25 protein-coding genes and 1 pseudogene are annotated in these 23,335 nt (G+C 70.7%); 17 read left to right on the forward strand and 9 right to left on the reverse strand.

Annotated features, from left to right (window positions below):
- A pseudogene (locus HXX10_RS26620) lies at positions 1–2,528 on the reverse strand (hypothetical protein); the annotation flags it as partial.
- Between the two features lie 508 nt (positions 2,529–3,036).
- Between HXX10_RS26620 and HXX10_RS26625 the strand changes: the two are divergent.
- From HXX10_RS26625 to HXX10_RS26690, 14 genes are all read left to right on the forward strand, one after another.
- Positions 3,037–3,441 (forward strand): hotdog domain-containing protein, encoded by a 405-nt coding sequence (locus tag HXX10_RS26625; RefSeq protein ID WP_296526350.1) that lies wholly within the window; start codon positions 3,037–3,039, stop codon positions 3,439–3,441.
- Between the two features lie 83 nt (positions 3,442–3,524).
- Positions 3,525–3,803 carry a type II toxin-antitoxin system RelE/ParE family toxin gene (locus HXX10_RS26630; RefSeq protein ID WP_296526351.1) on the forward strand — a complete coding sequence of 93 codons (279 nt, stop codon included), beginning with the start codon at positions 3,525–3,527 and terminating at the stop codon, positions 3,801–3,803.
- An 18-nt stretch (positions 3,804–3,821) separates the two neighbouring features.
- Positions 3,822–4,103 carry a HigA family addiction module antitoxin gene (locus HXX10_RS26635; protein WP_296526352.1) on the forward strand — a complete coding sequence of 94 codons (282 nt, stop codon included), beginning with the start codon at positions 3,822–3,824 and terminating at the stop codon, positions 4,101–4,103.
- 113 nt (positions 4,104–4,216) lie between these two features.
- Positions 4,217–5,413, forward strand: a complete 1,197-nt coding sequence (locus HXX10_RS26640) for an acetyl-CoA C-acyltransferase (RefSeq protein WP_296526354.1) — start codon at positions 4,217–4,219, stop codon at positions 5,411–5,413.
- A gap of 41 nt (positions 5,414–5,454) precedes the next feature.
- Positions 5,455–5,913 (forward strand): cupin domain-containing protein, encoded by a 459-nt coding sequence (locus HXX10_RS26645; RefSeq protein ID WP_296526355.1) that lies wholly within the window; start codon positions 5,455–5,457, stop codon positions 5,911–5,913.
- Positions 5,914–5,930: 17 nt separating this feature from the next.
- A complete protein-coding gene (locus HXX10_RS26650; protein ID WP_296526356.1) occupies positions 5,931–7,925 on the forward strand; it encodes an enoyl-CoA hydratase-related protein in 1,995 nt (664 codons plus the stop codon).
- Between the two features lie 119 nt (positions 7,926–8,044).
- Positions 8,045–9,214, forward strand: a complete 1,170-nt coding sequence (locus tag HXX10_RS26655) for an ABC transporter substrate-binding protein (protein ID WP_296526357.1) — start codon at positions 8,045–8,047, stop codon at positions 9,212–9,214.
- Positions 9,215–9,454: 240 nt separating this feature from the next.
- Positions 9,455–9,784 (forward strand): metal-sulfur cluster assembly factor, encoded by a 330-nt coding sequence (locus tag HXX10_RS26660; RefSeq protein WP_296526358.1) that lies wholly within the window; start codon positions 9,455–9,457, stop codon positions 9,782–9,784.
- Positions 9,785–9,917: 133 nt separating this feature from the next.
- On the forward strand, positions 9,918–10,133 hold the full coding sequence (locus HXX10_RS26665; protein ID WP_296526359.1) for an acetyl-CoA carboxylase biotin carboxyl carrier protein subunit: 216 nt from the start codon (positions 9,918–9,920) through the stop codon (positions 10,131–10,133).
- A 108-nt stretch (positions 10,134–10,241) separates the two neighbouring features.
- Entirely contained in the window at positions 10,242–11,402 is a 1,161-nt protein-coding gene (locus HXX10_RS26670; RefSeq protein WP_296526360.1) for an acyl-CoA dehydrogenase family protein, read from the forward strand.
- Between the two features lie 119 nt (positions 11,403–11,521).
- Complete coding sequence (locus HXX10_RS26675) at positions 11,522–11,782, forward strand: DUF3551 domain-containing protein (protein ID WP_296526361.1); 261 nt, start codon at positions 11,522–11,524, stop codon at positions 11,780–11,782.
- Positions 11,783–11,955: 173 nt separating this feature from the next.
- Positions 11,956–12,237 carry a DUF3551 domain-containing protein gene (locus HXX10_RS26680; protein WP_296526362.1) on the forward strand — a complete coding sequence of 94 codons (282 nt, stop codon included), beginning with the start codon at positions 11,956–11,958 and terminating at the stop codon, positions 12,235–12,237.
- A 173-nt stretch (positions 12,238–12,410) separates the two neighbouring features.
- Complete coding sequence (locus tag HXX10_RS26685; protein ID WP_296526363.1) at positions 12,411–12,701, forward strand: DUF3551 domain-containing protein; 291 nt, start codon at positions 12,411–12,413, stop codon at positions 12,699–12,701.
- 49 nt (positions 12,702–12,750) lie between these two features.
- Positions 12,751–13,566 (forward strand): alpha/beta hydrolase, encoded by an 816-nt coding sequence (locus HXX10_RS26690; RefSeq protein WP_296526365.1) that lies wholly within the window; start codon positions 12,751–12,753, stop codon positions 13,564–13,566.
- 154 nt (positions 13,567–13,720) lie between these two features.
- Here HXX10_RS26690 and HXX10_RS26695 read toward each other — a convergent pair whose 3' ends face one another.
- From HXX10_RS26695 to purE, 4 genes are all read right to left on the reverse strand, one after another.
- Positions 13,721–14,629: a tetratricopeptide repeat protein gene (locus HXX10_RS26695; protein ID WP_296526366.1), complete on the reverse strand. Its 909-nt coding sequence runs from the start codon at positions 14,627–14,629 to the stop codon at positions 13,721–13,723.
- A gap of 196 nt (positions 14,630–14,825) precedes the next feature.
- Positions 14,826–15,128, reverse strand: coding sequence for a 30S ribosomal protein S21 (gene rpsU, locus HXX10_RS26700; protein WP_296526367.1), 303 nt, complete (start codon positions 15,126–15,128; stop codon positions 14,826–14,828).
- A gap of 169 nt (positions 15,129–15,297) precedes the next feature.
- Positions 15,298–16,386 carry a 5-(carboxyamino)imidazole ribonucleotide synthase gene (locus tag HXX10_RS26705; RefSeq protein ID WP_296526368.1) on the reverse strand — a complete coding sequence of 363 codons (1,089 nt, stop codon included), beginning with the start codon at positions 16,384–16,386 and terminating at the stop codon, positions 15,298–15,300.
- A complete protein-coding gene (gene purE / locus HXX10_RS26710) occupies positions 16,383–16,880 on the reverse strand; it encodes a 5-(carboxyamino)imidazole ribonucleotide mutase (RefSeq protein ID WP_296526369.1) in 498 nt (165 codons plus the stop codon). The genes HXX10_RS26705 and purE overlap by 4 nt, the downstream gene beginning before the upstream one ends.
- Before the next feature lie 149 nt (positions 16,881–17,029).
- Here purE and HXX10_RS26715 point away from each other — a divergent pair, with 149 nt between their 5' ends.
- A complete protein-coding gene (locus HXX10_RS26715; protein WP_296526370.1) occupies positions 17,030–17,785 on the forward strand; it encodes a GGDEF domain-containing protein in 756 nt (251 codons plus the stop codon).
- Here the strand turns inward: HXX10_RS26715 and HXX10_RS26720 are convergent.
- Positions 17,775–17,978: a DUF465 domain-containing protein gene (locus HXX10_RS26720; protein ID WP_296526371.1), complete on the reverse strand. Its 204-nt coding sequence runs from the start codon at positions 17,976–17,978 to the stop codon at positions 17,775–17,777. The two genes, HXX10_RS26715 and HXX10_RS26720, sit on opposite strands and share 11 nt — an antisense overlap.
- Positions 17,979–18,302: 324 nt before the next feature.
- On the opposite strand from HXX10_RS26720, the gene HXX10_RS26725 reads away from it, so the two are divergent.
- A complete protein-coding gene (locus HXX10_RS26725; RefSeq protein ID WP_296526372.1) occupies positions 18,303–18,479 on the forward strand; it encodes a DUF465 domain-containing protein in 177 nt (58 codons plus the stop codon).
- Positions 18,480–18,616: 137 nt separating this feature from the next.
- Here HXX10_RS26725 and HXX10_RS26730 read toward each other — a convergent pair whose 3' ends face one another.
- Positions 18,617–19,099, reverse strand: coding sequence for a PadR family transcriptional regulator (locus HXX10_RS26730; RefSeq protein ID WP_367142033.1), 483 nt, complete (start codon positions 19,097–19,099; stop codon positions 18,617–18,619).
- Positions 19,100–19,447: 348 nt separating this feature from the next.
- Between HXX10_RS26730 and HXX10_RS26735 the strand changes: the two genes are divergently transcribed.
- The gene (locus HXX10_RS26735; protein ID WP_296526373.1) at positions 19,448–20,458 is read left to right on the forward strand and encodes a tripartite tricarboxylate transporter substrate binding protein; all 1,011 of its coding nucleotides are present in this window, start codon (positions 19,448–19,450) and stop codon (positions 20,456–20,458) included.
- Positions 20,459–20,680: 222 nt separating this feature from the next.
- Here the strand turns inward: HXX10_RS26735 and HXX10_RS26740 are convergent, their stop codons facing one another.
- Complete coding sequence (locus HXX10_RS26740; RefSeq protein ID WP_296526374.1) at positions 20,681–22,309, reverse strand: acyl-CoA synthetase; 1,629 nt, start codon at positions 22,307–22,309, stop codon at positions 20,681–20,683.
- A gap of 106 nt (positions 22,310–22,415) precedes the next feature.
- Positions 22,416–23,180, reverse strand: a complete 765-nt coding sequence (locus HXX10_RS26745) for a sulfite exporter TauE/SafE family protein (RefSeq protein ID WP_296526375.1) — start codon at positions 23,178–23,180, stop codon at positions 22,416–22,418.
- Positions 23,181–23,335: the final 155 nt, after the last annotated feature.

Below are 23,335 nucleotides of genomic sequence, written 5' to 3' on the forward strand. Positions count from 1 at the left end.
GCGTCGATGCACGCGGCGACCGAGGCGAGCTTCACGCCGGGGGCGTCCTTCGCCGCGCCGTCCAGGACGACCTTGGCCATGCCGGCCGGGCACTTCAGCAGCGCGGCCAGGGTGCGGGCGGGCGCCGGGGCGGACGCCGTCGCCGCCGGCAGGCTCGGCGGCGCGGCCGGCACGGTGGCAGGGGCCGACGGCGTCGGCGGGGCGAGCAGCGAGGTCTCGTCCTTGATCTTCGGCAGATGGCGCTCGATCAGCGCCTTGGCGGTCGGCGAGGCGGCGGCCAGGGCGCGGGCGGCCGCGGCGAGATCGGTGGGCGGAACCAGGTCGGCGAGCTTGGCGTTGCTGCGCCCGGCCGTGTCGGCCGGGACGGTCGCGACCGACGCGGTCGTGTCGTCGGCCTTCGGCGCGGGCGCGGCGATCTCGACCGGGCGACCGCCGTCGGGCCCGAAGGAGCGCAGGCCGATCGGCACCAGGGCCAGCGCGATGACGATTACGCTGGTGGTCATGAACAGCGCCTTCACCCGATCGGTGAGCTTGCGGCCGCGGCTGCCCTCGGGATCGCCGAGGCCGGGCGCCGGCATGGCCGGGCCCTGCTGCTCGCTCGCCGCCTGGGCGGCGCGACGGGCCGCGAGGATGAAGTTCGGGCGGGCGCCGGCCGGCGCGGCGGGCTCGGCGGCGGAACCGAGCGCGGCCTGCGAGGCGGCAATGCGGTCGGCGGCGCTGCGGCTGCCGCGCTGCCAGGGCGGCCCGGAGCCCGGCTCGATCGGTGCGTCCGGCGACAGGCCGGTCTCGCCGAGCGGCGCGACCGGCGGCGACAGCATCTCGGCCGGCCGCGGCGGCGGGCCGATCGGGATGGCGAACCCGTTCGCACGCCCCGGAGCGGGAGCGGGAGCGACGATTGCGGCGACAGGCGGCGGCTCGGGCGCCAGCGGCGCCTCCGGCACGCGGCGCGGCGCGGCGCGCAGATCGGTTTCGATGGCGGCGAGCCGGTCGGCCATGCGGCCGAGAGTGCCGTGGGCGGCGTCGAGCGACTCGCGGGTGCGGCGGTCGGCGTCCTCCTGGGTGTGGCGGATGCTCTCGACGTCGCGGGCAAGCGCCGCGAAGGCGGGGGTCGCCTCCGGCGTCGCGGTGCGGGCCGTCTGCAGGGCCTCGACATGGCCGAGCAGCTCGGCCATGCCGCGCTCCAGCGCCGGCAGCATCTCGAGCCGCGACTCCGACTGCTCGATCTTCTGCACGAGCTGGCCGATGCGCTGCTCGAGCGGCGCGAGGCCGGGATGATCGAGCGCCGACCGCTCGATGCGATCGAGCTTGTCGGCGAGCATGCGGATGCGGTCCTCGACCTGCGCCACCATGGCGGGATCGAGCCCGCCGGTGTTGATGCGATCGAGCTTGTCGCCGATGTCGGTGATGCGCTCCTGCAGGGGCCGCAGCACCGCGTCGTCGTCGCGCCCGGCCTGGAAGCGGTCGAGCTTGTCGTCGAGCCGGCTGATCTGCGCCTCGATGGGGGCGAGCGACGGGCGCTCGTCGGCGGCCATCAGGTCGAACTTTTGCAGCCGCTCGGCCAGCGACGCCATCAGCGGCTCGAGGGTCGGCGGTACGGCCGGGGCGGCAGACGCCGCCGTCTCGCCGGACACGGGGGCAGCAGCCTGCGCGGCGCTTTGCTTCGCGAGCGTCTCGGCGATGCCGCTGATCTGGCGTTCGAGATTGGCGAAGATGTCCGGCGACGATTCGGCCGGAGGCGGCGCGGGCGGCGGCTCGCGCTCGATCTTCTCGGACAGAGCGCGCACCTCGGCGACCAGGGCGGCGAGCGCATCGCCGGAGGCGACCTGAGAGACGATGCCGCGCAGCGTGTCGACGGCGCCCTGGAGCTGACTCAGCACGGTCGGGTCGAGGCCCTCGGCCGAGACCTGGTCGATCTTGTGGAACAGCGTGTTGACCGAGCCGGCGAGTTCGCCCGGCGCGAGCCCGCGCAGCGCCTCGCGGACCTCGGCGAGGCCCTGCTCCAGCGGCGCCAGCGTGGCCGAATCGAAGGCGGCGCCGCGGCTCTCGTCGAGCTTGGCGGCGAGCGCCCGCACCTCGCCTTCCAGCGCCTCGAAAGCATGGCGCGGAACCAGATCGTGGACGGCGCGGCCAATCTGGCGGAGCTCCTCGCGCAGATCGCCGGCGAGCTCCTCGGCCCGGCAGGGCGAGCGCAACGTCTCGATCTGGGCGGTGATCAGCCGGAGCTGCTCCTCGAGCCGCGACAGGTCGGGCCCGCCCGGCAAGGCCGACGGGCTCAGCACGGACGCGAACATGCTCGGCACCGAGGGGGCCCCCTCGCCGTCGAGCGCCCGCTGGCGCGCCGCGATCTCGGCGACGACCCGGTCGAACGGATCATCCGTGTAGGGTTCGGCCCCGTTGCCCTCGGCCTTCGCGGACGCCGATCCGTCACCGCGGCCGGCGGGATCCAGGGTGGTGCGGACCAGCCGCTCGAGCTGCCTGGTGATGCCCTCGAAGCGGTTGCACAGTGCGACCAGGTCGCGGTCCGGCATCGACCGCGACGCGGACCGGGCAAAGGGCTGGGCCGGCGCGGCGTCAGCCGAGAAGGGCGTGTGGGACTGCGGGCGCTCGGGTTGCGGCTCGGTCGGCCCGTATGCGGCGGCGGGGTGGGAGGACGACGGCGAAACGGGCGCCTCCGGCGGCGCGGCGGCAGATGCGGCGGCGAGATCCTCGTGGGGCTCCGGGATGACCGAATTCAGCCAGCGCCGGAACGACGATCCGGTCCGGCGCGCAGCGTCCGGAGCCGTGTCCCGCGCATCGCGGCGACTCCCTTTGACGTACCCTGGCGCGCCTGTCATGTGGTTACCCGGCTTTACGCATCGAAACAGAACCGCAAAGGGACGCGCCGGAGCCGAGTTCGTTAACGAACGGTGGAATCGGGGCGTGATCAGCGATCCTTGTCCCGACTTTCGACGGAGCACGGTAAAGAAGCGGTTAAGCGGGGCTAATCGAGGCGCGATTTAGGGTCGGTGCGGCATTGCCGCCATGGGAATTCGGACAATGAGCGATCTTTCCCGTCTGATCGTCGGGCTCAAGGGACGCGCTGCCCTGGTGGTCGGCGCCGAGCACACCGCGGCGCGGGTCGGCAGCGGCGGCGTCGCGTCGCTCGCCACCCCCGTGATGGTCACCCTGATGGAAGCGGCCGCCGTCGACGCGATCGCCGGCGTGCTGCCGGAGGACCGGCAGAGCGTCGGGGTCCGGCTCCTGGTCGAGCACCACGCCGCCACCCCGGTCGGCATGCGGGTGGAGGCGGAGGCGGAGCTCGTCGCGGTGGACGGCCGCACCCTGACGTTCCGGGTGACGGCCCGCGACGCCGTCGAGCCGGTGGGCGACGGCACCCATGTCCGCGCCGTGATCGAGACCGCCCGCTTCGACCAGCGCCTGCAGTCGAAGGCGGCGGGCTGAATTTCAATCGACCGTTGCAGCCGCCGATCCTCCACGGTTTGACAACTGTAAATTGACGATTGACTCGATCGAAAGGACGATCGATGATCGAGAGCTTTCGGCACAAGGGACTGAAGCGGCTTTTCGAGGACGGCGATCCGAGAGGCGTGAACGCGCAGCATGTCGACAAGATCGAGATGATCCTCGGCCTGCTCGATGTCGCGCTGACGGTCGAAGACCTGAACCTTCCGAGCTTCCGGCTTCACCGCCTGACCGGCGATCTGAAGGGGCTCTGGTCCGTCACAGTCCGAGCCAATTGGCGGATTGTTTTTCGCTTCGACGATGGCCGCGCCTTCGATGTCGATCTCGTCGACTACCACTGAAGCAGAACGACCATGCCGATGAAAAATCCCCCGCATCCGGGGCGACTGGTGAAGGATCAGATCGAGACCCTCGGGCTTTCGGTGGCCGAGGCCGCAGCCGGCCTCGGGGTCACGCGCCAACAGCTCTACAAGGTGATCAACGGCGAGAGCGCTGTGTCTCCGGAGATGGCCGTCCGCCTCGAGCAAGCGATCGGCAGCAGCGCCGAGGCTTGGCTGCGCCTGCAGGCGGCGCACGATCTCGCTCGCGTACGGCAGCAGGGCACGATCACGATCAAGCGATTGGAGGCAGCGCCCGGGTGAGGCTGCCCCACGCCCGTGGCGAACCGCTGCGGCGGCCGCTAACATGAGCCGGCCCCCTCGCCGGGCCGCCAAGAGCCCGGGCGCCTTCGCCGCAGGGGCGGCGGGAGCAGCGGATGCCGGACGCTTTCGTCTACGATCATGTCCGCACCCCGAGCGGCCGCGGCGCGCCGGACGGGACGCTGCGAAGCGTGACCGTGCTGGCGCTCGCCGCGACCGTGCTGGCCGAGCTCAAGGCGCGCAACCGGCTCGACCCCGGCTTCGTCGACGACATCGTGCTCGGCTGCGTCGATCCTGTCGGCGAGTGCGCCGCCGGCCTGGTCCGCGCCGCCGCGATCGCGGCCGGCCTCGCCGCCGTGCCGGGGCTGCTGCTCGACCGCTTCGGCGCCTCGGGGCTCGATGCCGTGAACCTGGCGGCCGCCGCCGTGATGGCCGGCCAGCACGACATGGCGATGGCCGGCGGGGTCGGCTCGGCGAGCCGCAGCGTTCCAGTGCAGGGCGCGCTCGCCGTCGATCCGTCCGTCGCGCTCGCCGCCTTTCATGTTCCGCCCGGCATCGCCGCCGACCTGATCGCGACGCGTGCCGGCCTGTCGCGCAGCCGGCTCGACGCCTTCGCGGTGGAGAGCCACGTCCGCGCCACGGCGGCCTGGGCCGACGGCCGCTTCCGCCAGGCGGTCGCGCCGGTGCGCGACGTCAACGGCATCACGCTCTTGACCCGCGACGAGACCGTGCAGGCGGACGCTGCGCTCGACACGCTCGCGGCGGCGCCGCCGTCCTTCGCGGCGCTCGGCGAGGCCGGCTTCGACGCGGTGGCGATCCAGGCCCATCCGGAGGTCGAGGCAGTCGCGCATATGCATCACGCCGGCAACAGCGCCACTGCCGCCGACGGCGCCGGTGCCGTGCTGATCGGCAACCGCCGGATCGGCCGCCGTTCGGATCTGCGCCCGCGCGCAAGGATGCGCGCCTTCGCGACCGTGGCGACGGAGCCGCGCCCCGGCCTCGACGGCACGGCCGAGGCCATCCGCAAGGCGCTGCGCCGGGCGCGGCTGATCATCGCCGACATCGACGTGATCGAGATCGACGAGGTTTTCGCCGGGCCTACGATCGAGACGATCCGCACGCTCGGCCCCGACCCCATGCGGGTCAATCCCAATGGCGGCGCCATCGCGCTCGGCCGGCCGCTCGGCGCCGTCGGCGCCATCATGCTAGGTCGCGCCCTCGACGAGCTCGAGCGCCGCGACCGGACGCTCGCCTTGATCGCCGCCACGGCGGCCGCCGGTATGGCGACCGCCGCCATCATCGAGCGGGTATGAGCCCGCGACCCCCGCCAGCATCAGCAGGAGACCAACGCCCCATGCCGAAGATCGACATCGATGCCATCCCGCTCGACACCGCCACGGGCTATCCGGAGCCCTTCCGGGCCGCCGTCGCGGGGCGTGCGCGAAAACGGATCGGGCGAGCCGCCGGCCTCGGCCAGTTCGGCGTCAACATCTGCCGGCTGGCGCCGGGCGCGGCGTCCTCGCAACGCCATTGGCATTTAGCCGAGGACGAGCTCGTCTTCGTGCTCGAAGGCGAGGTTGTGCTGTGCGAGGACGACGGCGAGACGGTGCTGCGGCCGGGTGACGCCGCCGCCTGGAAGGCCGGCGCCGAGAACGGCCACTGCCTGGTCAACCGCTCGGACCGCGACGCCGTGTTTCTCGAGGTCGGCAGCCGCGCCGGCGCCGACAGCGTGCGCTATCCGGACGCCGACCTGCGCGCCGAGCGCGACGCGACCGGCGCACGCTATCTGCACCGCTCCGGCGAGCCCTGGTGAACCCGGCGGACCACGCCATGGCGGAGCGCAGCTTCACGGTCGCGATCGATCCCGACGGCATCGCGGTGGTGACCTGGGACATGCCCGGGCGCTCGATGAACGTCATCGACTTCGACGTCATCGACGAGCTCTCCGCCATCCTGGTCCGTGTGACGGCCGACCCCGCGGTGCGCGGCACCGTGCTGTGCTCCGGCAAGGAGACGTTCTGCGCCGGCGGCGACCTGGTGATGGTCGAGGCCTTCGGGCGCGGCCTCGACGCGTTGGTGCTGCGCGAGGGCGCCGAGGCGGCGGCCCGCCGCGTGCTCGCGGACGGTCGCAGGCTGTCGGGGCTGGCGCGCCGGATCGAGACCTCGGGCAAGCCGTGGGTCGTGGCGATCGACGGCACCGCGCTCGGCGGCGGCTTCGAGCTGTCGCTCGGCTGCCATCGCCGCATCGCCGCCGATCACACCCGCACCCGCGTCGGCGTGCCGGAGGTGCGGATCGGCCTGTTCCCGGGCGCCGGCGGCACCCAGCGCATCGCCCGCCTGACGCCGCTCGCCGACGCGCTCGCCCTGATGCTGTCGGGCGACCACATCGGGATCGAGCGGGCGCGCGCGCTGCGGCTGATCGACGACATCGTGCCGCCGAGCGATCTGATCACGTCCGCCAAGGCGTGGATTCTGTCGGGCGGCAGCGCCGTGGCGCCGTGGGACCGGCCCGGCTTTCGTCCGCCCGGCGAGCCGTTGTGGTCGAGCGCCGGCAGCGCCGCCTTCGCGGCCGAGGTGGCGCGCTGCCGCCGCGACACCGCGAACAACTATCCGGCGGCGCGCGCCATCCTGCAGGCCGTCTACGAGGGCCTGCAGCTCCCCATGGACCTCGCCCTCGACGTCGAGGCGCGGCTGTTCGCGGCGGTGCTGCGGACGCCCGAGGCTGTCGCGCTGATGAGCGTCCGCTTCGTCTCGGTGCAGGAGCTGAACAAGGGCGCACGGCGGCCGCCCGGCGTGCCGCACCGGGCGATGCGCACGATCGGCGTGGTCGGCGCAGACTGCACGGGCGCCGGCATCGCGCAGGCGGCCGTGCAGGCCGGCCTCGACGTGGTGCCAATCGACACCGGCCGCGAGGGCGACGATGCCGCGGCCGGATGGGAACGGCTCGCCGGCTGCGACCTGGTCGTCGCGGCGGTCGGCCAGGATCGCCGCGCGGCGGCCGCCCTGCTGACCCGCATCGACGCCGCGGCCGGCCCGGACACGATGCTGGCCCTCACCTGTTCGACGCTGGCGATCGACGAGCTGGCGACCGGCTGCCGGGAGCCGGCCCGCGTCCTCGGGCTGCATGTCGGTCCGGCGGAGGACACGCCGCTGGTCGAGATCGTCGCCGGCCTGAAAACCGGCGCGACTGCGCTCGCCGCCGCCTTCGACCTGGTGCGGGCGCTACGCAAGACGCCGATCATGGTCGCCGGCGCGCCCTACACGCCGCGGCTCGCGATGCGCTATCTCGGCGAAGGCCGCCAGTTGCTGGCCGAAGGGGTGCCCAAAGCCGTGATCGAGACGGCGGCGCGTTGCGCCGGCATGGCGGTCGGCCCGCTGGCGCTCGCCGAGCGGCTTGGGCCGACCGGCGCGGTGGGGAGCGAGCCGGCCGGCGGCGGCCGGCCGGCCCCGCGACGATCCTGGCACCGGCCGGGGCCCGCCGACATCACCGAGATCGCGCAGCGGCTTCTCGCCGTTCAGGTGCTGGAGGCGGTGCGCTGCGTCGAGGAGGGGGTCGTCACGGACGTGCGGGAGGCCGACGTCGCTGCCGTGCTCGGGCTCGGCTTTCCGTCGTTCACGGGCGGTCCGCTGAGCTGGATCGACCACATGGGCACGGCCGCCTTCGCGGCCCTGTGCCGGCGGCTCGCAGCCAAGGACGGCCCGCGCTTCGCGCCGGGTGCGCTCCTCACCGAGATGGCGGCGGGCGACGACCGCTTCTATCACCGCTTCGCCCCGCCCCGCTTCCGTAGGACCGCGGCGCAGGGCGCCCTGCGCGCGGGCGCGTGAGTTCTCCGTGCGGCGCTTGCGCTCGCTCCCCGCAGCCGTCAAGATCACGGTTCGAACAACAAGAATTCGTTCACGTCGGGACGGAAGCAACCCATTGTCGCCCGGGAGGGAGCCCCCGTATGTCCGCTACTCGCCGATTCGTCTTCGCGCTCGCCGCCGCCGTGCTGGCGCTCCTCGCTCTCGCCGGCGCGCGACCGGCGTTGGCCGAGGTCAGGATCGGTGCCGTCGTCTCGGCGACCGGGCTGGCCGAGTATCTCGGCGCGCCGGAGAAGCGCACGCTCGAGCTCTATGTCGCGGCCATCAATGCGGCCGGCGGCGTCAACGGCGAGACGCTCACGCTGATCCTGCACGACGACGGCGGCGACCCGGAGACGGCGCGCACGCTCGCCACCAGGCTGGTCGAGCAGGACAAGGTGGTCGCCGTGATCGGCGGCACCACCACGGCGACGACGCTCGCGATGATGCCGGTGCTCGAAGCCGCCCAAATCCCCTTCGTGTCGCTCGGCGGCGCCGTGCAGATCGTCGAGCCGGTGCACAAATGGGTGTTCAAGACCCCGCACACGGACCGCATGGCCTGCGAGAAGATCTTCGCCGACCTCAAGCGGCGCAAGCTGACGACGATCGCGATGATGTCCGGCACCGACGCCTTCGGCCGCTCGATGCGCGACCAGTGCGTCAAGGCGGCGCCTTCGGCCGGCATCACCATCGCGCACGAGGAAACCTACGGACCGGCCGACACCGACGTGACGGCGCAGCTCTCCGCCATCAAGCGCAAGGCCGGGCTGCAGGCCGTCGTGGTGGCGGGTCACGGCCAGGGCCCGGCGATCGTCACCCGCAGCTACCGCCAGCTCGCCATCCCGCTGCCGCTCTATCAGAGCCACGGCGTCGCCTCGAAGCAGTTCATCGCGCTCGCCGGCCCGGCCGCCGAGGGCGTGCGGCTGCCGGCCGCGCCGCTCCTGGTCGCCGACAAGCTGCCCGACGGCGACCCGCAGAAGGCGGTGCTGCAGGCCTATGCCAGCACCTGGCAGAAGGCCACCGGGCAGGCCGTCTCGGCCTTCGGCGGCCACGCCTATGACGGGCTCATGCTGGTCGTCGAGGCCGCGAAGCGCGCCGGCAGCTTCGAGCCCGCCAAGCTGCGCGACGCGATCGAGCAGACCCGCGGCTACATCGGCACCAGCGGCGTGTTCACGATGTCGCCGACCGACCACACCGGCCTCGACCTGTCGGCGCTGCGCCTCCTGGAGATCCGCAAGGGCGACTGGGTGCTGGTGTCCGAGCAGGGCTCCTGACCGGACCGGACGACGGCCGAGCCGGCCCGGCGCGATCTCCCGTTGCCGGCTCCAGGGGCCTGGCCAGAACGAGAATTGGTCCAAGCCGCCAAGCTTTTGACCTATGACAAGGCGATCCGGTCCGCCGCCTGCCCAATCTGCGCGCCGGACCGTTGCGGTCCGCCCGCCCAGTTGCTTCGCCGCGGCCGCCGACCCGGCGCAGACGCCACGACCGGACCGGCCCGCCGGCAAGGATGATCCATGAACGATCCCGACATCCTGCTCGCCCTCGAGGAGGTCCTCGATCCCGAGATCGGCATCAGCATCGTCGATCTCGGGCTGGTCTACCGGGCCGACTGGACCAGCGAGGGCATCGTGGTCGAGATGACCACCACGGCGCCGACCTGCCCGTTCGGCGAGACCATGGCGGCCCAGGCCCGCGACGCGGTGCGGCGCCGCTTCGCCGAGACGCCGCGCGTCCATGTCCGCCTGCTGTGGGACCCGCCGTGGACGCCGGAGCGGATGACCGAGGCCGGCCGCTTCGCGCTCGGCTGGGAGCCGGGCGACCCGATCTCCGAGCTGAAGCACTGACCTCGCGCCGGCGCTCGACCGGCCGTTCCCCTCCGTCGTTCGGACCGGTTGCCCTGTCCCGCCCCGGGATGATTGACTGCGCTCGCCGCGACGCCGGCCGGTCCGGACCGCGGTCCTTGAAGGGGGAGAGCACATGGCCGAAGAGGTGCGGGCGCCGCTCGCAGGAATCGTGCAGTCGGTGCTGGTCGAGCCCGGCGCCACCGTCGAGGCCGACGACGAGCTGGTGGTCGTCGCCACCGGCGCGGCCGAGCATCTCGTCTACGCGCCGTGCGCGGGAGCGATTCTCGCGGTGCGCGTCCAGGAAAAGGACGCCGTGGCGGCCGGCGACGTTCTGCTGCTGATCGATTGATCGTCTGCCCGGCCCGGGCTACCGGTGCGAGACGCCGCGCCCAGCCGCGGGCCGTTTCATCGCGCGATGCGCATTCATCCTCGAACGTGACAGTGACACGGAACTCCGATGCAATTCGACCTCAATGACGAACAACGAATGGTCCAGGAGACGGCGCGGCGCTTCGCCGAGGAGGACATCGCCCCCACCCTCGCCGAGGAGGAGCGCGCCCACGCCTTCAAGCCCGAGCGCGTCGCCAAGATGGGCGAGCTCGGCTTCTTCGGCTGCGCCGTGCCCGAGGAGCTCGGCGGCACCGGCCTCGGCTTCTTCGAATCCGTGCTGATGGCCGAGCAGATCGCCAAGATCTCGGCGTCGTGGCGGCTGCCCTTCAACATGCAGAATCTCGGCCCCGCCCTGACGGTGTCGAAGTTCGGCACGCCGGCGCAGCGGCAGAAATACGTTCCCGGCTGGGTCGCCGGCACGCAGCTCGGCTTCTTCGCCATGACCGAGCCGAACACCGGCTCCGACGTCGCCAGCATGAAGACGCATGCGATCGACAAGGGCGACCACTTCGAGGTCCACGGCAACAAGATGTGGATCTCGCAGGCGCATGTCGGCGATGCCGGTCTGCTCTACGCCTACACGGACCGCAGCGCCGGCAACAAGGGCATGACGGCCTTCATCATCGAGCCGAAGAATTGGGCCGGCGTCTCGGCGCGGCCGATCGAGACCAAGCTCGGCCTGCACTGCGCGCCGACCGGCGAGTTCGTCTTCGACGGCATGAAGGTGCCGAAGGAGAACGTGCTGGGCCAGCCCGGCGAGGGCTTTCGCATCTGCATGTGGCAGCTCAACCAGACCCGGCTCGGCTGCGCGGCCGGCGCGCTCGGGCTCGCCGGCGGCGCCCTCGATCTCGCCATCGACTACGCCAACGGCCGCACCCAGTTCGGCAAGCCGATCTCGCAGCACCAGATGGTGCAGGCCCAGATCGCCGACATGGTGGTGGAGCATCAGGCCGCCCAGATGCTGGTCTATCGCGCCGCCTGGCTGAAGGACCAGGGCAAGCCGAGCCAGTACGAGACCTCGGTCGCCAAGCTCGCCGCCTCAGAGGCGGCCGTGCACGCCGCCAACGAGTGCATGAAGATCTTCGGCTCCTACGGCTACTCCACCGAGTATCCGGCCGAGCGCTTCTATCGCGACGCCAAGTCGCTGCAGATCGTCGAGGGCACCTCGAACATCCAGCGCATCATCATCGCCGGCATGGCCTGCGGCTTCACGCCCAACCGCGAGTGACCCCGACCGCGCGAACACGATCGCGGGATTGTCGAACCATTCTGTCCGCCGCGGCTTCTAAAGGAGCACAACCGCGGCGGGCGGCTCGACGCGTGCGCCGCAAACCCGTGGAGGATCCCATGCGCTCGGCCTTCCTCGCCCTCGCGGCCCTCGGAGCAGCCTTCGCCCTCGATGCCGCAGCAGCGAGCGCGCAGAGCTACCCGGTCTATCCGTGGTGCGCCCAGTACGGCAGCCGCGGCGGCGCCACCAACTGCTACTTCTCCAATCTGTGGCAATGCCGGCAGGCGATCAGCGGCAACGGTGGCACTTGCTACGAGAACCCGTTCTACGGCTATGGCGCCGCGCAGCCGCGCGAGCGGCGCCGGGTGCGGCAGAACTGATCCGGCCCGCCGGCCGGGCCGGCGCCGTCGACCTCGCCCCTGCACGGGGTCGTGACCGATCGTGATCCGAACGCCTGCCCGCCCGGCGGCCGGCGTGGTAGCCTCGTGCGGTCGACCACCAACACCAAGCGGACGCTCGCCGAGCGGACCGACACCCAGCCGAGGAGGTCACGATGCGGAGATGGCTCATCGCTCTCGGGCTCGTCGCGGCGGCCTTTGCCGCCGACATGCGGCAGAACCGCGCCGAGGCCTATCCGATATATCCTTGGTGCGCACAGTACGGCGGCGGCCGCGGCGGCGGCAGCAACTGCTACTTCGCCAATCTGTGGCAGTGCCGGCAGGCGATCAGCGGCAATGGCGGGACCTGCTACGAGAATCCGTTCTACTGGGCCTACGGCTCGGACTCCGAGCGGCCGGTGGCGCCGGCGCGCAAGTCGAAGCAGCGCACCCAGTAGGATCGAACCCCGCATCGGCGCGGCGACAGACACGCGTCTGCTGCCGGCCGTCGCTCCGGCGTCCCCGCGTGTGGAGCATGGCCGCTTCCGCATGGGCTCGTGCTCGGCGCCTGCCCGCAGCCGGGCCGGCGTGATAGCGTGGCGGATCGCACCATCAGTGAAGGAGGTTGCCGATGCGTGCCCTGATGATCACGCTCGGGCTCGTGGCCACGGCATTCGCTGCCGACATGCAGGCGAGCCGCGCCGTCGCCTATCCGATCTATCCGTGGTGCGCCCAGTATGGCGGCGCCTTCGATGGCGCCACCAACTGCTACTTCGCCAATCTCTGGCAGTGCCAGCAGACGATCGCCGGCATGGGCGGCAACTGCTACCAGAACCCGTTCTTCCTGGCCTACGGACCGGACTCCGAGAGGCCCGCGACGGCAGCTCCCAAGAGCAAGCGGCGGACGACGCAGGACCGATGACGCAGCCGCGCGGCCCCGGGACCCGCCGCCCCGTCGGCCGACCCCGATCATGACGACAATGGTGGTGCGCCTGCTGCTCGCGGCGGTCGCCGTCTATGCCGGCCTCGTGGTGCTGCTTTTTCTCGGCCAGCGCTGGCTGATGTATCGGCCCGATACGGCCCGCACGGCCCCGACCGCGGCGCACCTGCCGCAGGCCGAGGAGGTGACGCTCGCCACGGTCGACGGGGAGCGGTTGGTCGCCTGGCATCTGGCACCGCGCGAAAACCGGCCCGTGATCCTCTACTTGCAGGGCAATGGCGGCGCCCTGCGGCATCGCGGCCCCCGGTTTGCGGCACTGACGAAAGACGGCGTCGGCCTGCTGGCGGTCGCCTATCGGGGCTTCGGCGGCTCGACCGGATCGCCGAGCGAGGCCGGGCTGCTGATGGATGCCGACGCCGCCTACGCCTTCTGCGCCGAGCGCTACGGGCCGGGCCGCATCGTCGCCTACGGGGAGTCGCTCGGCACCGGGGTGGCGGTGGCGCTGGCGGCGACCCGCCCGGTTGCCCGGCTGATCCTGCAGGCGCCCTACACATCGACGGCCGATGTCGCCCGCCGCGCCTACCCGTTCGTGCCGATCGGGCTGTTGATGAAGGACCAGTTCCGCTCGGATCTGCGCGCGCCGTCCATCACGGCACCGACCCTGATCCTGCACGGCACCGCCGACGGCACCATCCCGATCGGCTTCGGCGAGCGCCTCTATGCAGAGATCCGGGCGCCGAAGCGCTTCGTGCGGCTGGAGGGCGCCGACCACGAGGATCTCGACGACTTCGGCGCGCTGGATGCGGTCAAGGCCTTCCTGGCGACGGAGCCCGAGGCGCTGGAGTGACCTGTGTCTCTCCCGCCGAAGTAAGTATGCACCGAGCCGCTCGTCCCCGCGAAAGCGGGGGACCCAGGAGCCCCGCAAAGAAAGACGTGGATTCCCGCTTGCACGGGAATGAGCGGAGTATGGATCGATATCGGCGAAAATTGCGGGCGCGGGTTCAGTTGAACGTCGTGTAGGTCTTGCCGACCTCGCCGCCGACCCGCTTGAAGCCGTCGCCGGCGGACTGGTAACCCGGGCGGATGCTCATCGCGCGGGCGTAGGAGCCGGCCGCCTTCTCCTTGTCGTTCAGCCGCTCATAGGCGAGGCCGCGACTGGCCCAGGCCTGGGCGTTCTCGGGCTCGACCAGGACGGCGTCGTCGAGGTCGCCGGCCGCGGCCTTGAGATCGCCGACCGCCATGTAGGTGAGGCCGCGCGCGACATACGGCTCGGCCTGCTGCTGCGACAGCCCGATCGCGGTCGAGAGGTCGTCGATGGCGAACTGGTACTGCCGCTGGCTCTGATAGAGCAGGCCGCGATTGTAGTAGGCCTGGGCGTTGTCGGGCCGGATCTGGATCGCCTTGTTGAAGTCCTGCAGGGCCTGCAGCAGCTCGCCCTTGTCGCGATGAGCCATGCCGCGACCCACATAGGCGACCGCATAGGCCGGATCGATCTGCAGGGCGTGGTCGTAGTCGGCGAGTGCCTGATCGAGCTGCCCGGTCTGCCGCTGCGCCAGCCCGCGATTGGCATAGGCCTGGGCATATTTGGGATCGAGCGCGATCGCCTTGTTGAAGTCGGCCAGCGCATCCTGGTAGCGTCCGGACTGGCCGAGAACCGAGCCGCGCATGTTGTAGGCCTGCGGGTCGTTCGGATTCTTGGTGAGGACGGCGGTGAGCGAGGCGAGGTTGGCGGGCGAGGCCGCCGATGCCGAATCGTCGACCGTCGTGGTCGGCATGTTCATGATGGTGGAGCAGCCGCCGAGCGCCAGCGCGCCGGCCACCAGCACGGTGGACAGCCAAGCGAGGCGCCGCCCTGGCGATCGCGTGGCGAGGTCACGGTCTTGTGGGGATCGGTCTTGTAGGGATCGCATCGGAAAATCGGCGCGGCTCAGGCCAGACCAGCCGAGACTCTCGCACCGCGTCGTCATGATCGTCCTCGTGACGCCCAAACAGCCGCCGCGACGACGCGGCAGGCCTTGGGTCACGGACAAAGGCGGCAAGTTTGGGGCGGGCCGCCGCTGTCGAAGAATTTCGCGCGGACGAGGTTACCGCCCGCGCCGTCGCCGGTCAGCGCGGAGCGCTGCTGCGGAAGCCGCCGCCGGCCCCACCCGGGCCGCGGGCGCCACCGGGACCACCGGTCCGCAGGACGGGCTTCGGCTTGCCGGGGATCAGGCCCTCGCGCTGGGCGCGCTTGCGGGCGAGCTTGCGTGCGCGCCGGATCGCCTCGGCCTTCTCCCGCGCCTTGCGCTCGGAGGGCTTCTCGTAGTGGCCGCGCAGCTTCATCTCGCGGAAGATGCCCTCGCGCTGCATCTTCTTTTTCAGCGCCTTCAGGGCCTGGTCGACGTTGTTGTCACGAACGAGTACCTGCACGAAGCGTCCTCTCGAAAGCTTGTCGTTGATCTGGCGGGCGGTCCGCCAGCGGTCGGACGATCGCGCGGGCTCCCAGGTGGGCGGGCGTGTAGCAGAAACGCGCGGCGAAGTCCATCATGCGTCGCGATATCGACGCATTCGCGGGACCCTGCCCCGCAGCGATTGCCCCTCAGTCCTGAAACACCCGGTTGACATGGCCCATCTTGCGGCCGGGGCGGACCACCGGCTTGCCGTAGAGGTGCACCGCGGCGCCGGGGACCGCGAGCCAGGCCTTGTGGTCGTCGACCTCGGCGCCGATCAGGTTGAGCATCTCGGACCGGCCGTGGCGGACCGGCACGGCGAGCGGCCAACCTGCCACCGCGCGGATATGCTGCTCGAACTGCGACACCGAGCAGCCGTCGAGCGTCCAGTGGCCGGAATTGTGCACGCGGGGCGCGATCTCGTTGACCAGCACCCGCCCGCCGCCCTCCGCGACCCAGAACATCTCGACGGCGAGGACGCCGACATAGCCGAACGCCTCGGCGATCCGGACCGCAATGTCGCGGGCCGTGGCCGCGACAACGTCGGGCACCGCCGCCGGCACCCGGGTGACTTTCAAGATGTGGTCGCGGTGCTGGTTCTCGCAGAGATCGAAACTCTGCACCGTGCCGTCGAGGCCGCGCGCCGCCACGACGGAGATCTCGCGCTCGAACGGCACGAAGGCCTCGAGGATCGCCGGCTGCTCGCCGATCTCGGCCCAGGCGACCGCGGGATCGTCCCCCGGCCGAATCGTCACCTGGCCCTTGCCGTCGTAACCGAACCGCCGGGTTTTCAGGACCGCCGGGCGGCCCACGGCCGCCAGGGCGGTTTCCAGCCCAGCCAGGTCGTCGACCGCGGCGAAGGGCGCCGTCTCGATGCCGAGCGAGGTGACAAAAGTCTTCTCGGCGAGGCGGTCCTGGGTGGTGGCGAGGATTTTCGGATCGGGCAGCACCGGTTTTCTGGCCGACAGAAACGTCGCGGTCTCGGCCGGGACGTTCTCGAACTCGTACGTGACCACGTCGACATCGTTGGCGAAGCGGTCGAGCGCCTCCTTGTCGGTGTAGTCGGCCTCGGTCACCCGGCGCACCACGTCGAAGGCGCAGGACTGCGGGTCGGGGCACAGCACGTGGCACTTGAAGCCGAGCCGGGCGGCGGCGAGCGCCAGCATGCGACCGAGCTGTCCGGCCCCGAGAATCCCGATGGTGGCGTCCGGCCCCAGCGGACGCGGCGGAACGATCACGCGGAGGCCTCCTCGGTCGGCGCCTCGGCGACGGCCTCGGTCTGGCGGCGGCGCCAGTCCTCCAGCCGGCCGGCCAGCGCCGCATCGTCGAGCGCCAGGATGGAGGCGGCGAGCAGCGCCGCATTGATGGCGCCGGCGCGGCCGATGGCCAGCGTGCCGACCGGCACGCCGGGCGGCATCTGGACGATCGAGTAGAGCGAATCGACGCCGGACAACGCCTTCGACTCCACCGGCACGCCCAGCACCGGCAGGATCGTCATGGCGGCCGTCATGCCGGGCAGATGGGCGGCCCCGCCCGCCCCGGCGATGATCACCTTGAAGCCGGCGGCCCGCGCGCCCTTGGCGAACGCGTAAAGCCGATCCGGCGTGCGATGGGCCGAGACGATGCGCTTCACATGGCCGATGCCGAGCGCGTCGAGCGTCTCGGCGGCGTGCCGCATGGTGGCCCAGTCGGACTGGCTGCCCATGATGATGGCCACCGGAGTCGCGCTCATCTGAGTCTCTCGGTAACGGGGACGGCCGCATGCGCGGTCCGGAAGCGCGCGTTTTATAGGTACGGTCGTCCCCCTGGCAAGCAACGCGGCGCACTTCGGCGATGGCCCCGAATCACGTACACCGGTGCGGCCGGGGGATGGCGGCGGCGATGCGGGGCAAATCGGCGGAACGGCGGACGGGGCACAGCGGGCCGATCCGGCGACAGCCGGCCGCCACATCCGAGGCTGCCGATGCGGAGCCCGCCGTTGCGGCGCGGCCGCCGGCCCGCTCGGGTCCGGGGCGGCTCGCCGGCGAGGTGGAGCGCGTCGAGGTCACGACCCGGCTCGCCCATGAGGTGGCGCGGCTCGAGGCCGAGCTCGCCGCGACACAGGCCCGGGTCGTCGAGCTCGAGGCGCACGCCCTTCACGACCCGCTCACCGGCCTCCTCAACCGGCGCGGCTTCGAGCGCGAGCTCGCCCGGGCGGCCGCCCACATGCAGCGCTATGGCGGCCGGCTGGTGCTGGTCTATCTCGATCTCGACGGCTTCAAGCCGGTCAACGACCAGCACGGCCATGCCGCCGGCGACGCCGTGCTGCAGGCCGTGGCAGCAGTGCTGCGCAGCCACGTCCGGGTCTCGGACCTGCTGGCGCGGCTCGGCGGCGACGAGTTCGCCGTGCTGTTGTGGAATCTCGCCGACGCGGACGCGGCGGCCAAGGCCACCACCCTCGAGACCATGATCGCGGCGACCCTTGTGCACTGGGGGGAGGCCGAGATCGCGGTCGGCGCCTCGGCCGGCACGGCGCCTCTCGCCGACCCGGCCGATGCCGCGGCTGCCCTGGCACGAGCCGACGCCGCCATGTACGCCCGCAAGCGCAGCCGGCGGGAGACCCCGGCCCGGAGCGGACGCGGCCGGCTCAGGCGATGATGTCGGGTGTCATCTGATCTTCGATGAAGGAAATCCGGTCCTTCAGCCAGAGCTTGCGCTTCTTGAGCCGCTGGACTTGGAGAATGTCGGAGCCCGGGGCGTCCTGCAGGGCCGAGATCGCGACGTCGAGGTCGCGATGCTCTTGCCGCAGGCGTGCGAGCTGTCCCGTCAGGTCGGCTTCGTTCTCGTTCATCGGACCGCGTTCGCCCACCGACCGCCAGAGTCATCGAGCTCGAGCCGCCGGACTCGAGTCATCACGCTTTCGTCATCGGACCAATCCGGTCCTCGGACCGCTGCACCGGCTGCGGTTCTGTCATCACCCGGTCAAACTCGGTCGCGGCCTCTCGCCGCATTGTATCGCGCGCCGACCGCATTTTTTCAAGCTTTCCAACGGGGGCGGTCACGGACCACGACGCCGTTTCGGTGCGGCGCACAATCAATCACCGTCGACTCGTCGGAATTGTCATGGCACACTATCCGAGTCAGGCAACAATCTGACAAAGAGGAGAATCGCCATATGGCCACGCTCTCGCTTGCTGACCTCGAACAACGGCATCGGATGTTGGAGGCGGAATTATCGGAGGCCCTCCAGCATCCGTCAGTCGATGAACTCCAGCTCGCCGAGTTGAAGCGTCGCAAACTGCAGCTCAAGGATGCGATCGTCCGGATCAGGCACCAGGGCAGCGTACACTGAGACGTCGTTAGAATTACATCGTTGTTGTTTCGTAGATCCGCCGGCTCTCGGGAACGAGGCCGGCGGTTCTGCTTTCAAGGCCCGCCGATGACCGCCGCCCCCTGGTTTACTCTGCTTCATCGACCTGCTTGACCTGATCAGATCTTCCGCAGCTCCGCGGCGGCCCGGGCCAGAATGTCGACGATTCGGGCTTCCGCATCCGTATCGGCGGCGAAGCGCTCGGCCGCGACGTCGCGCAGATTGCCGATCGCCGCATCGACCAGGCGGGTCACGCGTGGGCCCTGCGCCTCCTCGTCCCGCTCCGCGCGGTGCCGCCAGCGCTCCGCCTTCTCGCCGACCGCCTCCAGCCTTTCGAGCACCGCGTCGACGAAATCGCGGTTCTCGGCCAGGTAGGCGCGGCCTTCTTCGGTAATGGTGTACAGTTTCTTGCTGCCCTCGGCCTGCCCCGTGACGTAGCTGGCCTCCTCGAGATAGGTCAGGGTCGGGTAGACCATGCCGGGGCTCGGCGCGTACCAGCCGCCGGTTTTCTCCTCCAACACCTTGATGATCTCGTAGCCGTGCCGCGGCTGCTCGGCGATCAGCGCGAGCGCCAGCAGGCGCAGGTCGCCCTGCGCCAGCATACGGCCGACCCGGCCGAAATCACCGCCGCCGAAGCCGCGCCCGCCGCCAAAGCCGGGCGGCCCGCCGAAGCGTCCGCGGCCGTGCCGGCCGGCGGCCGAGTGGCCTTCGCTCTCATGGGGGGCACAATGTCGTCCAAACATGTCTTTCTCCTTCTTGATATATCGCTAGATAGGATGAGATGAGACATAGCGCAAGATATATCTTCAGACAATCTTTGACGTGCCACGCCGGCTCGCTTGCCGCAGCGGCCGCCGGCTGGTTGTTGGAGAGTGCGGGAGAGCGCCCCGGAGAGGACGCCCCCAAGAAAACGACCCGACGAGCCCCGAGAGGACGACAAGGAGATGCGGATGCACGCACGCGTGTCGCGGCGAGCCAGCTTGGCTTTCGCTGCCCTGCTGCTGGCCGCCCCGGCCGCGATCGAGACCGCTGCCCCGGCCCTCGCCCAGACGACGGCGCCGGCCTGGCCGACCCGCCCCATCACCCTCGTGGTGCCGTTCCCGGCCGGCGGCGGCAACGATGCCATGGCCCGCATCGTCGCCGACAAGCTGTCGGCGTCACTCGGCCAGCAGGTGATCGTCGACAACCGCGGCGGCGGCGGGGGCAATATCGGCACCCGTGCGGTCGCCCGCGCCCAGCCGGACGGCTACACGCTGCTGCTCGGCCATACCGGCACCATCTCGGTCAATCCGAGCCTGTTCGCCAGCGCCGGCTACGACCCGCGCAAGGACTTTGCCCCGATCGGCCTGATGGCCTCGATGCCGGTGGCGCTGCTGGCGAATCCGTCGTTTCCGGGCAAGACCATCGCCGACGTGATCCGGGCGGCCAAGCAGGCGCCCGGCACGCTCGGCATCGGCACCTCGGCGGTCGGCACCGGCGGCTACATGACGGCCGAACTGTTCCGGGCGAGCGCCGGGGTCGACGTCACGCTGGTGCCCTACAAGGGAACCGGGCCGATGATGAACGACCTGGTCGGCGGCCATGTGCCGGTGGCGTTCGGCGTGCTGGCGCCGGCGCTCGGCAATATCGAGGCGAAGACCCTGCGCGTCATCGCCGTGATGAGCCGCAACCGCTTCCCGCTGCTGCCCGAGGTGCCGACCGCCGACGAATCCGGCCTGCCCGGCTTCGAGTCGGTGCTGCATTACGGCCTCTTGGCGCCCGCCGGCACGCCGCAGCCGATCATTTCGCGGCTCAACACCATCCTGCAGGGGGTGGTGCAGTCCGACGAGGTCAAGGGCCGCATCCGCGCCGAAGGCGGCGAGCCGTTGACCAGCTCGCCGGAGGAGTACGCCGCCGACATCGACCGCGAGGAGCAGAAATGGGGCGGCCTGGTGCGCCGCCTCGGGCTGAAGGTGGATTGACCGGGGGCTGCGATCGGCTCGGGGCGAGAGCAACCAACGTCATTGCCCCGGGGCTTCCCCCCACCCCCGACCCCTCCCCGCCACTCGCTTCGCGAGCGGGGGGAGGGGAGCTGAGGCGCTTCGACTCCCCTCCCCCCGCGAAGCGGCGGGGAGGGGTCGGGGGGCAGCCCCGAGCGTTGACGTCAATTGTCCTGGATCCGACCTGATCACTCGGACTTCGGCTCACGCCTCCTTGGCCATCTCGCGCAGCTTGTACTTCTGGATCTTGCCGGTCGAGGTCTTCGGGATCTCGACGAACAGCACGTGGCGCGGGCACTTGAATCCGGCGAGGTGCTGGCGGCACCACTGGATCAGATCCTCGGACGTCGCGGTCATGCCCTCGCGCAGCTCGACGAAGGCGCAGGGCGTCTCGCCCCACTTGTCGTCGGGCTTGGCCACCACGGCGACGGCCGCCACGGCCGGGTGCTTGTAGAGCGCGTCCTCGACCTCGATGGAGGAGATGTTCTCGCCGCCCGAGATGATGATGTCCTTGGCGCGGTCCTTGAGCTGGACATAGCCGTCTGGATGCATCACGCCGAGATCGCCCGAGTGGAACCAGCCGCCGGCGAAAGCGTCGTCGGTCGCCTTCTTGTTTTTCAGGTACCCCTTCATCACCACATTGCCGCGGAACATCACCTCGCCCAGCGTGGTGCCGTCGGCCGGCACGTCCGCCATGGTGGCGGGGTCCTTCACGCTGAGGCCGTCGAGCGGGATGTAGGGCACGCCCTGGCGCGCCTTCAGGGTGCCCCACTGGTCGACCGGCAGAGAGTCCCAGTCGCGGTGCCAGTCGTTGATGACGGCCGGCCCGTAGGTCTCGGTGAGGCCGTAGAGATGCGTCACCTCGAAGCCGGCCTCCTTCATGGCGACCAGCACGGATTCGGGCGGCGGCGCCGCCGCCGTGAAGAACTGCACCGGGCCGGCGAGGATCTTGCGGTCGCCGGGCGCCACATTGAGCAGCGTCGACATCACGATCGGCGCGCCGCACAGATGGGTGACGCCATGCTCGGCCATCAGCTCGTACATCAGATTGGCGCGCACCTGGCGCAGGCACACATGGGTGCCGACCGCGACCGAGATCGACCACGGGAAGCACCAGCCGTTGCAGTGGAACATCGGCAGGGTCCACAGATAGACCGGGTGCTTGGTCATGCCGCAGGTGACGACATTGCCCATGGCCAGGAGCGCAGCGCCGCGGTGGTGATAGACGACGCCCTTGGGATTGCCGGTGGTGCCCGACGTGTAGTTGAGCGAGATCGCGTCCCACTCGTCGCCCGGCCCCTGGCGCGAGAAGCCCTCGTCGCCGTCCGCGACGAGCTCCTCATAGTCGAGCGCGCCGATCCGCTCGCCCGCGCCCGTGAACTCGGGATCGTCGTAGTCGATCACCAGCGGCTTCACCTTGGCGGCGTCGAGGGCCGGCTTCATCACCTTTGAGAACTCGCGGTCCGTGATCACCACCTTGGCGTCGGCATGGTCGAGCGAGAAGCCGATGATGGCGGCGTCGAGCCTGGTGTTCATCGTGTTGAGCACGGCGCCCGTCATCGGCACGCCGTAGTGGCATTCGAGCATGGCCGGCGTGTTGGCCAGCATCACCGAGACGGTGTCGCCGCGGCCGATGCCGCGCTTTGCCAATGCCGAGGCGAGCTTCTTGGCCCGCGCGTGGAATTCGCGATAGGTGCGGCGCAGCGGGCCGTGCACCACGGCGAGGTGATCGGGATGCACCCGCGCGGCCCTCTCCAGGAAGACGAGCGGCGTCAGCGGCTGGTGGTTGGCCGGGTTGCGGTCGAGGTCGGTGTCGTAGGCCGTTTGGCTCATCTGCAATCACTCCCTGAAAATGCGTCGGAGCGAGGTTAGCGAAGCGCGGCGTGGCCTCCAATACGGCCCGCCTCGAAACAATGTCGCGGCCCGACCGGGCGCCGCCTCAGGCGCGCGCCCAGAGGTGCGACCCGCCCTGCCACAACAGCGCGATCGAGATCAGGAAGATCAGCACGTAGCTGATCTTGTAGAAAAGGTGGGTCGGGGTCCGGCTGACCAGCCAGATGCCGAGGAAATTGGTGACGACGGCGAGCGGCAGCAGCACGGTCGAGGTGCCCAGCGCCTCGCCGGTGAAATGGCCGAGCGCGAAGTAGGGCAACACTTTCAGGGCGTTGACGACGGCGAAGTAGATCGTGGTGGTGCCGACCAGGCGCAGCTTGGGCAGCTTCTGTGGAAGGATGAACACCTGGAAGGGCGGGCCGCCGCCCTGCGACAGGGTCGAGGTGAACCCCGACAGCGCTCCCCAGAACACGCCGGCGACCGGGTTGGGCTTGCGCATCTCCTTCGGGGTGCGGCCGAACCAGACATTGAGCACGAAGCCGAGCCCGATCAGGCCGACTGCAATGCGGATGGCGTCGTCCGAGACATGCGCCGCGATCCCCCAGGCGAGGCCGACCCCGAGCGCCGCGCCGGGCAGCAGGATCTTCAGGTTCCACGGATCCCAGTCGCGCCGATAGGCCCAGATCGAGATGATGTCCTGGATGATCACGATCGGCAGCAGAATGGCGGCGGCCTGCAGGGGCGGCGCGTAGAGGGCGAGCAGCGGCGTCGCCATGGTGCCGACGCCGGCGAAGCCGCCCTTGGACAGCCCGATGGCCATCACGGCCGGCAGGGCGACGAGGTAGAAGACGGGATCTTGGATGATGTCCACGGTCGACAGATGGCTGAGAGCGGCGGAACGGCGAGGCGCGGCATCAAAGCCGATCCGCCGCGCCGACGCCAGCTCGGATTAGCCGGATCCATCGCCCGAACGACCAATTGCTAAGCGGCAATACTCTTGCAAACCAGCGCGAGTGCGGCACAATC

This window comes from Rhodoplanes sp. (assembly GCF_013377085.1).
Lineage (GTDB): Bacteria > Pseudomonadota > Alphaproteobacteria > Rhizobiales > Xanthobacteraceae > Rhodoplanes.

What these genes read in the sequence shown, in the direction of transcription:
- HXX10_RS26625 (WP_296526350.1), top strand. Translation starts at nt 3,037, where the DNA reads ATGAGCGATCTTTCCCGTCTGATCGTCGGGCTCAAGGGACGCGCTGCC.
- HXX10_RS26630 (WP_296526351.1), top strand. Translation starts at nt 3,525, where the DNA reads ATGATCGAGAGCTTTCGGCACAAGGGACTGAAGCGGCTTTTCGAGGAC.
- HXX10_RS26635 (WP_296526352.1), top strand. Translation starts at nt 3,822, where the DNA reads ATGAAAAATCCCCCGCATCCGGGGCGACTGGTGAAGGATCAGATCGAG.
- HXX10_RS26640 (WP_296526354.1), top strand. Translation starts at nt 4,217, where the DNA reads ATGCCGGACGCTTTCGTCTACGATCATGTCCGCACCCCGAGCGGCCGC.
- HXX10_RS26645 (WP_296526355.1), top strand. Translation starts at nt 5,455, where the DNA reads ATGCCGAAGATCGACATCGATGCCATCCCGCTCGACACCGCCACGGGC.
- HXX10_RS26650 (WP_296526356.1), top strand. Translation starts at nt 5,931, where the DNA reads ATGGCGGAGCGCAGCTTCACGGTCGCGATCGATCCCGACGGCATCGCG.
- HXX10_RS26655 (WP_296526357.1), top strand. Translation starts at nt 8,045, where the DNA reads ATGTCCGCTACTCGCCGATTCGTCTTCGCGCTCGCCGCCGCCGTGCTG.
- HXX10_RS26660 (WP_296526358.1), top strand. Translation starts at nt 9,455, where the DNA reads ATGAACGATCCCGACATCCTGCTCGCCCTCGAGGAGGTCCTCGATCCC.
- HXX10_RS26665 (WP_296526359.1), top strand. Translation starts at nt 9,918, where the DNA reads ATGGCCGAAGAGGTGCGGGCGCCGCTCGCAGGAATCGTGCAGTCGGTG.
- HXX10_RS26670 (WP_296526360.1), top strand. Translation starts at nt 10,242, where the DNA reads ATGCAATTCGACCTCAATGACGAACAACGAATGGTCCAGGAGACGGCG.
- HXX10_RS26675 (WP_296526361.1), top strand. Translation starts at nt 11,522, where the DNA reads ATGCGCTCGGCCTTCCTCGCCCTCGCGGCCCTCGGAGCAGCCTTCGCC.
- HXX10_RS26680 (WP_296526362.1), top strand. Translation starts at nt 11,956, where the DNA reads ATGCGGAGATGGCTCATCGCTCTCGGGCTCGTCGCGGCGGCCTTTGCC.
- HXX10_RS26685 (WP_296526363.1), top strand. Translation starts at nt 12,411, where the DNA reads ATGCGTGCCCTGATGATCACGCTCGGGCTCGTGGCCACGGCATTCGCT.
- HXX10_RS26690 (WP_296526365.1), top strand. Translation starts at nt 12,751, where the DNA reads ATGACGACAATGGTGGTGCGCCTGCTGCTCGCGGCGGTCGCCGTCTAT.
- HXX10_RS26695 (WP_296526366.1), bottom strand. Translation starts at nt 14,629, where the DNA reads ATGCGATCCCTACAAGACCGATCCCCACAAGACCGTGACCTCGCCACG.
- purE (WP_296526369.1), bottom strand. Translation starts at nt 16,880, where the DNA reads ATGAGCGCGACTCCGGTGGCCATCATCATGGGCAGCCAGTCCGACTGG.
- HXX10_RS26715 (WP_296526370.1), top strand. Translation starts at nt 17,030, where the DNA reads ATGCGGGGCAAATCGGCGGAACGGCGGACGGGGCACAGCGGGCCGATC.
- HXX10_RS26720 (WP_296526371.1), bottom strand. Translation starts at nt 17,978, where the DNA reads ATGAACGAGAACGAAGCCGACCTGACGGGACAGCTCGCACGCCTGCGG.
- HXX10_RS26725 (WP_296526372.1), top strand. Translation starts at nt 18,303, where the DNA reads ATGGCCACGCTCTCGCTTGCTGACCTCGAACAACGGCATCGGATGTTG.
- HXX10_RS26730 (WP_367142033.1), bottom strand. Translation starts at nt 19,099, where the DNA reads ATGCTGGCGCAGGGCGACCTGCGCCTGCTGGCGCTCGCGCTGATCGCC.
- HXX10_RS26735 (WP_296526373.1), top strand. Translation starts at nt 19,448, where the DNA reads ATGCACGCACGCGTGTCGCGGCGAGCCAGCTTGGCTTTCGCTGCCCTG.
- HXX10_RS26740 (WP_296526374.1), bottom strand. Translation starts at nt 22,309, where the DNA reads ATGAGCCAAACGGCCTACGACACCGACCTCGACCGCAACCCGGCCAAC.